The organism is Inhella sp. (assembly GCF_027532025.1).
Lineage (GTDB): Bacteria > Pseudomonadota > Gammaproteobacteria > Burkholderiales > Burkholderiaceae_C > Inhella.
Window position 1 is genome coordinate 64,393 of sequence record NZ_JAPZSY010000052.1, and the last position, 8,583, is coordinate 72,975.

Annotated in this window: 7 protein-coding genes; 3 read left to right on the forward strand and 4 right to left on the reverse strand. The window is 67.3% G+C overall.

Annotated elements, in window-relative coordinates:
* From O9335_RS08450 to O9335_RS08460, 3 genes are read left to right on the forward strand one after another with little or no spacing between them, the layout of a single operon-like run.
* Entirely contained in the window at positions 1-1,380 is a 1,380-nt protein-coding gene (locus O9335_RS08450; protein ID WP_298386445.1) for a TolC family protein, read from the forward strand.
* On the forward strand, positions 1,377-2,447 hold the full coding sequence (locus O9335_RS08455) for an efflux RND transporter periplasmic adaptor subunit (RefSeq protein ID WP_298386448.1): 1,071 nt from the start codon (positions 1,377-1,379) through the stop codon (positions 2,445-2,447). Before O9335_RS08450 ends, O9335_RS08455 begins: the two co-directional genes overlap by 4 nt.
* Positions 2,444-5,506 (forward strand): efflux RND transporter permease subunit, encoded by a 3,063-nt coding sequence (locus O9335_RS08460; protein ID WP_298386451.1) that lies wholly within the window; start codon positions 2,444-2,446, stop codon positions 5,504-5,506. The genes O9335_RS08455 and O9335_RS08460 overlap by 4 nt, the downstream gene beginning before the upstream one ends.
* A gap of 216 nt (positions 5,507-5,722) precedes the next feature.
* On the opposite strand, the gene O9335_RS08465 is transcribed toward O9335_RS08460, so the two are convergent.
* From O9335_RS08465 to O9335_RS08480, 4 genes are read right to left on the reverse strand one after another with little or no spacing between them, the layout of a single operon-like run.
* Entirely contained in the window at positions 5,723-6,088 is a 366-nt protein-coding gene (locus O9335_RS08465) for a response regulator (protein ID WP_298386454.1), read from the reverse strand.
* Between the two features lie 30 nt (positions 6,089-6,118).
* The gene (locus O9335_RS08470; RefSeq protein ID WP_298386457.1) at positions 6,119-7,090 is read right to left on the reverse strand and encodes a chemotaxis protein CheX; all 972 of its coding nucleotides are present in this window, start codon (positions 7,088-7,090) and stop codon (positions 6,119-6,121) included.
* Between the two features lie 17 nt (positions 7,091-7,107).
* Complete coding sequence (locus O9335_RS08475; RefSeq protein WP_298386459.1) at positions 7,108-7,740, reverse strand: hypothetical protein; 633 nt, start codon at positions 7,738-7,740, stop codon at positions 7,108-7,110.
* Positions 7,740-8,477 (reverse strand): methyl-accepting chemotaxis protein, encoded by a 738-nt coding sequence (locus O9335_RS08480; protein WP_298386462.1) that lies wholly within the window; start codon positions 8,475-8,477, stop codon positions 7,740-7,742. The genes O9335_RS08475 and O9335_RS08480 overlap by 1 nt, the downstream gene beginning before the upstream one ends.
* Positions 8,478-8,583: the final 106 nt, after the last annotated feature.

The following is an 8,583-nucleotide window of genomic DNA, read 5'->3' on the forward strand; positions in this document are numbered from 1 at the left end:
ATGAGGAAGCTGGCACTTCTCGCAGCGCTGCTGCTCACCGCCTGCGCTGCCCCCAGGGGGCCAGCGCTGGCGCCGCAGACGGTCGAAGCCGCCTTCCAGCGGTCGCCCTCCGCCGCTTTCGACGCGCGCTGGTGGCAGCACCTGAACGACCCGGTGCTCGAACGCTTGCTGGCCGCCGCCCACACGGGCAACCTCGATGTCGCTCAGGCCGTGACCTGGCTGCGCGCTGCGCGTGCCGGCAGCGAGGCGCAGACCTCGCGCCTGCTGCCCACCGTGGCCTTGAACGCCACGTCGTCCGATGCGTCCACTGGCCTGCCCGAGAGCGTCAAACGGGGCCAACCCGACACCCGCGCCCTGCGCGCCTCCCTCGACCTGCAATGGGAACTGGATCTCTTCGGGGCCGTCCGCGCCGCCCGCCGCGCCAGCCAGGCGGATGCCGCGGCGGCCGCCGCCGCCGTCGAGGGCGCACGCTTGCTGGTGCAGACGGAGCTGGCTGCCCACTACGCGAATTGGCAATCGGCGCGGCTGCGCTTGTCGGCCATGGACAGCCTGCTCGACGCCCAGCGCGTGCTGCTGCAACTCGCCGAACGGCGCGCCGCCGAGGGTCAGTCGTCGCGGCTCGAGCTGGAAGCTCAACGGGCGGAGCTGGCGTCGCTCGACGCTCAGCGCTCGTCCCTGGTGCTGCTCAAGCAGCACAGCGAACACCGCCTGGCCCTGCTGACCGGGCGCACCCCAGGATCGTCGCTGCCTGAGTTGACCGACGCCCCCGCCACGCTGCCGGCGCCCCCCACCTTGCCCGCCGGCCAGCCCGTCGAGTTGCTGCTGCGGCGCCCCGACTTGGCGGCTTTGCAGTCGCAGGCGGATGCTGCCGCCGCGCGGGCCGATGCGGCGCAAGCCGAACGCTGGCCCCGGCTAGCGCTGCAGGCCATCTGGGGCCGGCAGGACCTTCAACTCAACGGCGCCGACCTCGCGCCTGTGCCCTTCCGTTTCGCCGCGCTGGCCTTTGCGCAACCCCTGTTCAACGCCGGCAGGTTGAAGGCGGTCGCCGAGGCAACGAGCGCGCAGGCCGAGGCAGCCAGGCTGGCCGAACGACAAGGCTTCCTGACCGCGCTGGCCGAAGTCGAGTCCTCCCTCGCCGCGCTGCACGCCAGCCGCGAGCGCGAGTCCCACTGGGCGGCGCAGTTCAATGCGGCCGATCGACTGGCCGGACACGCCGCAAGCCTGCACGCGCAAGGCCTGAGCGGCCGCAGCCCGTCATTGGCCGCCGACAAAGGCCGCCACGCCGCGCACCTGCAACTGCTGCAGGCCCGCACCCAAACCTTGCTCGACGCCTTCCAACTGATGAAGGCCTTGGGCGGCAGCTGGAACCCCTCGCCATGAAACACCTTCCCCACGCCTTCGCACTCGTCCTCAGTTTGACCGCCGTGGCCGTCCTGGCGGCCTGCTCCCGGGAAGCAAGGCCACGCGAGCCAGCGCCGCGACTCGTCTACGTCCACCAACTGCCGCAGGTGTCCGACTCAGAAAGTCTTCAGGCCACCGTGCACGCACGGCAGGAGGTCGAGCTCGGCTTTCGCAGTGGCGGCCGGGTGCAAGAGCGCCTGGTCGACGCCGGGCAGCGCGTGCGTGCAGGGCAGCTGCTCGCAAGGCTCGACCCCGCTGAACAGCAACTGGCCCTGAAGGCCGCCCATGCGCAACTGAGCGCTGCCGAACTGGACCGTGCGCAGCAGCAACGCGATGCCGAACGTCTGGAGCGACTCACCCAAGACGGCAGCGTGGGCGTGGCCGATGCCGAGCGCCAGCGCACCAGCGCCAGCGCAGCGCAAGAGCGCGTGTTGGCCGCGCGCACGCAGCTGGCGCTGGCGCAGGAACGCCTGTCGCACACCGAGCTGCGGGCTCCATTCGACGGCGTCATCACCTTCACGCGCGCCGATCGCGGCCAAGTGCTGGCCGAAGGCACACCCCTGCTGCACTTGGCCCACACCGGCCAGTTGGAGTTGCAGTTGGACCTGCCACCTGCCCTGGCCGCACAGGCCGCCACCCTGAAGGCCGAAGCCCTGGACCGCCGCTGGCGCCTGCGCGAGCTTCAAGGCGCTGCACACCCGCAAACGCGCACGCAGCGGGCGCGCTTCACGCCCGAGGGGTCGCCCTTGGTCTGGAACGCCACGCTGCTGGGCCGGTCGGTGCCCGTGAAGTTGCACGGCGTGGCCGCCACGCCCCGCCTGCGCCTGCCCGCGAGCGCCTTGGTGGCCAGCGCCGGGGAAACGGGGACGTTGTGGCGCGTCGTCGACCAGAAGCTGCAGGGGCTGTCGGTGCGCATCGAAGGCCGGGAGGGCGATGCCGCGCTGGTCAGCGGCGTCCCCGCGGGTGCCACCGTGGTCATGTTCGGCGCGCACCGCCTCGAAGCTGGCCAGACCGTGCGCACCTTGCCCTTGGAGCGCGCGCCATGAACGCCGTCACCTTGGACCGTTGGAACCTCAGCCGCTGGGCCATCAACAATCGAGCGCTCACCAGCTTCCTTCTCGTCGCGACGCTCCTCGTCGGCCTGCTGTCGTTCCGCCAACTCGGCCGACTCGAAGACCCGATCTTCAACGCCCCCACCATGACCGTGGTGGTCGCTTGGCCCGGAGCCACGCCACAGCAGGTCCAGGACCAGGTGCTGAACCGCGTGGAACAGGCCTTGCAGGAGTTGCCCGCCGTCGACCACGTGCGCAGCTTCGCGCGGTCCGGCTATGGCGGCATCACGCTTTGGATTCAGGGCGGCACCAAGAAGGACGAATTGGAGCGTGCGTGGTACCTGGCACGCAAAAAGGTGGGCGACCTGCGCGGACAGTTGCCCGAGGGCGTGAGGGGTCCCTTCTTCAACGACGAGTTCACCGACGTCTATGCCACGCTCTACGCCTTGCAGGCCCCAGGTCTGCCGCTGGGCGACCTGCAACTGCTCGCCCAGGAGCTGAAGAAGCGCCTGCAAACCGTACCGGGCGCCAACAAGGTGGACCTGCTGGGCCGGCCCAGCGAGCAAGTCTTCGTCGAGTTCGACAGCCAGAAGCTGGCGGCCATGGGCTTGAACCCGGGTCAGCTCGCGCAGCTGCTGTCGAGCCACATGACGCTGCAGCCATCGGGTCACTTCGAAGGGGCGAGCGAGCGTCACGCGGTGCGCGTGAACACCGAATTCGCGCGGCTCGATGACCTGGCCGAGCTGCCGCTGCAAGTCGGCGGGCGCTTGCTGCGGCTGAAGGACGTGGCCCAACTGCGTTGGGCCAGCGCGGACCCACCCTCGTACACGGTGCGGCGCAACGGCCAGGCCGCCTTGGCGTTGGGCGTGACCCTGGCGCCCGGCGGCGACATCCTCGCGCTCGGCCGCGCGTTGGAGGCCAAGCAGGCCGAGTTGCAGCAGCTGCTGCCTGCCGGTGTCACCCTGGAGCGCTACGCCGACCAGCCTGCCGTGGCGGATGCGGCCGTGTGGGAATTCGAAAAAAGCTTTCTGGAGGCGCTGCTGATCGTGCTGGCGGTCTGCTTCATCAGCTTGGGCTGGCGCACCGGGGTCGTGGTCGCGGCCTCGGTGCCGCTGGTGCTGGCGCTGGTGGCGGCGGCCATGCACGCCCTGGGCTGGCCGCTGGACCGCATCTCGTTGGGCGCCCTCATCATCGCGCTGGGCCTGCTGGTGGACGACGCCATCATCGCCGTGGAGATGATGGTGGTGAAGATCGAACAGGGCTGGGACCGCGCGCGGGCTGCGAGCCACGCCTACACGGCGACCGCCTTCCCGATGCTCAGCGGCACCCTCATCACCATCGCCGGATTCATGCCGGTGGGGCTGGCCAAGAGCATCAGCGGCGAGTACGCGGGTGGCATCTTCTGGGTTGTCGGCCTGGCCTTGATCGCATCCTGGATCGTCGCGGTGGTCTTTACGCCCTACCTCGGCGTTCTGCTGCTGCCCAAGACCATGAAGGCGCATGCCGAGCTTTACAGCGGGCGCTGGTATGCCCGCCTGCGCGCGGCGCTGGGCTGGAGCTTGGCGCACAAGGGCCGGGTGCTGGCCGCCACCGGCCTGGCCATGGGCCTGGCCGCTGCGGGCATGGGGCTCTTCGTGCAGCAGCAGTTCTTCCCAACGGCGTCGCGGCCCGAGCTGCTGATCGACCTGCGACTGCGCGAGGGCGCCAGCTTCGACGCCACCGCCAAGCAGGTCCAAAGACTGGAAGCCTGGCTGCAGCAACAGCCAGAAAGCCAGGGCTTCACCGCCTACACCGGGGCCGGTTCGCCGCGCTTCTATCTGAGCCTCTCGCCGGAGTTGCCCAACCCGGGCTACGCACAGTTCGTGGTGCAAACCGCCGGGCTCAAGGAGCGCGAGGCCCTGCGCACGCGCCTGCGCCAACTGTTCGACGAGAACGCTGAATTGCCCGATGCGCACGCGCGCGTCACGCGCCTGGAGTTCGGCCCCCCCGTCGGTTACCCGGTGCAGTTCCGCATCCTGGGGCCCGACCCGGACGAACTGCGCCGCTTGGCCCAACAGGTGCGCAACGAAGTGGACAAGAGCCCCCTGGTGCGCGACGTGCAGCTCGACTGGTTCGAGCCCGTCAGGCGCATCCAGGTGGAGGTGAACCGGGCCGAGGCCGCGCGGGCCGACGTGACGCCGTCCGATGTGCAGCAGGCGGTGCAATTGGCCTTGAACGGCGCCCCGGTGGCGCAGCTGAGAGTGGGCGAAGACCTGATCGACGTGATGCTGCGCGGGGCCGACCGAGAACGGCTGCAGCCCGAAAACCTGGCCCACCTGCAACTCTTCGCACGCAACGGCGCGGTGCTGCCCTTGGCCAGCGTGGCGACGGTCCATGAGGGTGTTGAGGAGCCGGTGCTGTGGCGACGCAACCGCGAGGCCTTCATCACGGTGCGCGCCGACGTCGTGGACGGAGTGCAGGGGCCGTTCGCCTCGATGCGCATCGCGCCCAGCGTCAAGGCCATCCCACTGCCGCCGGGCTATCGCATCGAGCTCGGTGGTGCCATCGAAGAATCGGACAAGAGCAATGTGGCGCTGTTCAAGGTCTTCCCGGCGATGTTCGGCGTCATCCTGCTGCTGCTGATGCTGCAGCTGCGGTCGTGGAAGCGCATGGGCCTCGTGTTCGCCACGGCGCCCCTGGGCCTCATTGGTGCCGTGCCGGCCTTGATCGTCTTTGGCGCGCCCTTCGGTTTCGTGGCTTTGCTGGGCTTGATCGCGCTGGGCGGCATGATCCAACGCAATGCGGTCATCCTGGTCGACCAGATTGAGCAGGACCTTGCCGCTGGAAGCCCCCTGCAGCAGGCCATCGTCGAAGCCACCGTGCGTCGTGCGCGCCCCGTGCTGCTGACCGCGGCCGCCGCCGTACTGGCCATGATCCCGCTGACCCGTTCGGTGTTCTGGGGGCCGATGGCCATCACCATCATGGGCGGCTTGCTGGTGGCCACGGTACTGACCTTGGTGGTTGTCCCCGCGCTGTACGCCCTGCTGCACAAACAGCTGGCGGAGTCGCCGTGATGCGGCGGCAGGCTCTCGACACCGTGCCCGTCACGCTGCACGCACGCGTGGCTTTGGTGCCGGGCTCCAGGGGCGACGTGCCACGCGTGACGCGCCACCACCACGAGGCCGACGGCTGGGCGTCTGCGCGGCTTCGGCCGCGCGAACTCCCAGGCCTGACCGCGCCAGACCATGCAAAAGGGCCCCATCGGGGCCCTTTTGCTATGTCGCGTCAGCTCACTCGCACAGCTTCTTGAAGGTGGCGATCACCGCATCGCCCTTGAAGGGCTTGACGATCCAGCCCTTGATGCCCGCGGCCTTGCCACGTTCCTTCATCACCGGGCTGTTTTCCGTGGTGAGCATGACGATGTTGACGGTGCTGTTGCCCAGCTCGCCGCGGATCTTCTCGGCCATGGTCAGCCCGTCCATGTTGGGCATGTTGACGTCGCTGACCACGAGCTTGATCTTCGGGTCCATCTTCAACTTGGCCAGGCCATCACGGCCATCCACGGCCGTGGCCACATCGAGGCCACTCTTCTTCAGGAATCCGGCGACTTCATCGCGCACGGTGCTGGAATCATCAACGACGAGGACTTGGGCCATGGTGATGCTCTCGTGGAAAGTGACGGGGTTTCAGAACAACTCTAGCTCGCCCGAAGCGAACATGGACTCGACATTGGCCTGGTTTTCGTTGAAGAGTTCCGGGGACCAATTCAAGTTGAACACGAAGCGCTGATGCAACTCGATGGGGTCGCCCTGTTGCAGCACGTTGTCCCACAGGTGATAGCGGAAACACAGCTGGGGATCTTCAGAGCCAAAGGAGATGTAGTGCTGCGGGTGGTTGATGACGATGGGCACCTGGGTCATCTTGGCCAGCGTGTTGTCGTCGTACGAGATGAAGCGGTTCTTGAATGCACCCCAGATGAGGTTGGTGGTTTCTGAGAACACGTTGTTGATGGCGCGGATCGAATCCTTGTGGATCTGCTCCATGTCGGCCAGCTGGTGAAGCTGCAAACGGCGCAGCGAGCGCTCTTCGATCTGCAGCATCATGTAGCCGCGGCACCAACTGGCCTCCAGCGGGATCAGCGAGTACACCTCGCCGTAGATCAGCCGATCGCGAACGATGATCGGCGCCTCGGCCACAACGCTGATCTCCCGGAACTGGCCGTTCAGCGCCTGCAACGTCAGGTCGACGATGCCGCGCACCAACGCTTCCGGGTACACCAAAGAGAACAAGGACTCCCGGACCACCGCGGTGATGTCGGCGAGTTCACCCAAGGTGTAGGCATGCCGCACAAAGCGACGCTGCCCCTCGTCCAACACCAGAGGCTCGGCGGTGCGGAAGAAGATCGGCAGCTCCGGCCGAATGCGATTGAGTTCCTGGGCCAGACGGAAGCCCGACAGGCTGTGACTCTCGAACCCCTCGGCCAAGAACACGGCCCCGAGGTCGATGCTGGAGCGCAGAACACTCATCAAGTTCTCGGGGGCCACCTTGACCGGCACCAAGTCATGGCCATCACAAAAGCGCTTCAGTTGCTCACCGGCCTCGGCGTCGGTGTCCAGCACCAGCACCTTGACTTGGATGGTTGCGGCTTCGTTTTCCATGACCCACTCGCTCCTTGTCAGAACATTTCCAACTCACCGGAATCGACCGCGTCTTCCAACGCTTCGACTTCGGCCCGGAAGTCCACAGCGCCAGTGGGCGACACGAACAACACGGCATAAAAATCCAAAGACAACCCCGTGACTTGAAACACGCGGCGGTGCCCTGGCCCCAAGGCCTCCAGGTAGGCCAAGGCCTCGCGGTCCAACACGTTGGGCGTGGACATTCCCACACTCGGGAAATAGCGCCCCACATCGCGGTTGATGGAGCCCACGATGATGTTGCCGCACTCGTTCACGGCATCCTCGAAGTCCTGATCCGACCATTCGGCCGGATCGATTCGATTCAGCCGGGCAAAGTGGGCCTTGCCGTCGGCATCCAGGCGGCACAACAAAGCCACGACCAAGCGAAAACGGTCGCTGGCGATCGACAACACAACGGCCTTCTTCTCCTTCATCCGACGGGGCAAGTCGTCGATGGGCACGACCTGCGCCGACTCACCCTCAGGTGCCAAACCCCGGGCCAGGGCCACCGTGGCAATGGTTTCGAAGCTGGTCTTGGCCTGCTCCGACAAAGTCCCGGCCAAGACCGCCGTCGCCGCGGCGGTGCCGGCCCCACGCCTCGGGGCGAAGGCGGCGCGAGACGTGGCCATCATGCTTCCAGAGCGCCTAGCGCGTCACGCGTGCGGTTGGCCACCAGGTCCACGCCGGAAATGGCGGACGTGATCATCTTCGCGCCCGCCTGCAAGTCCTGGAACGTGGCCGTGGTGATCATGTCGTTCTTGTACAGGTTGGCGCGGTACTCCTTCGAGAGCTTGTCGGCCCGCCCCGCCAAACTGCGGATCTCGCTGGCCACCACCCCAAAACCTCGCCCGTGCTCGCCGGCGCGGGCCGCCTCAATCGACGCGTTCAACGCCACGATCACCACCTGCTCCACGATGGAGGCGAACTCTTCGTTGCGGGTGTGCATCTCCCGGTTGTGCGACAGCAAGTGATGCATCTCGCTCTCCCAGCGCTCGAAAGTGCGCACCACGTCGTGCATGTGGTTCATTTGGCTGCCCAAGCCCTCCAACGAGCCGAGCGCCGTCTTTCGCACCTGGGCGTTGCTCTGCATCAGTTGCTGCAAGGACTGCTCAACCTCCCGCCGAGCCGCTTCGCCAGCGCGGGCCGCTTTGGCCTCGTGCTGGGCCAGTTGACCTTGCAAGCCCTGAACCTCTGCCTCCAGGGCCTGTACACGCGCACGCTGCTCCCTGGGATCAGCCGCTTCAAGACTGGCCGCCGCTTGCGTGGACGCCAAGCCGGCTTGGAGCGCGTCACGCCGACGCCACCACCAAGACGCGGCCACCACCCCCAGCACGAGGCCGATCAACCCTGCCAACCAAGCCGACATCCCGATCTCCCTGGGTTTCCCGGTCAGGCCGAAACGGCCGCCGCGCTGGGCAAACGGATGACGAACTCCGCGGCGCGGAAGTCTTGCCCTTCGTCGGCCGAACTGC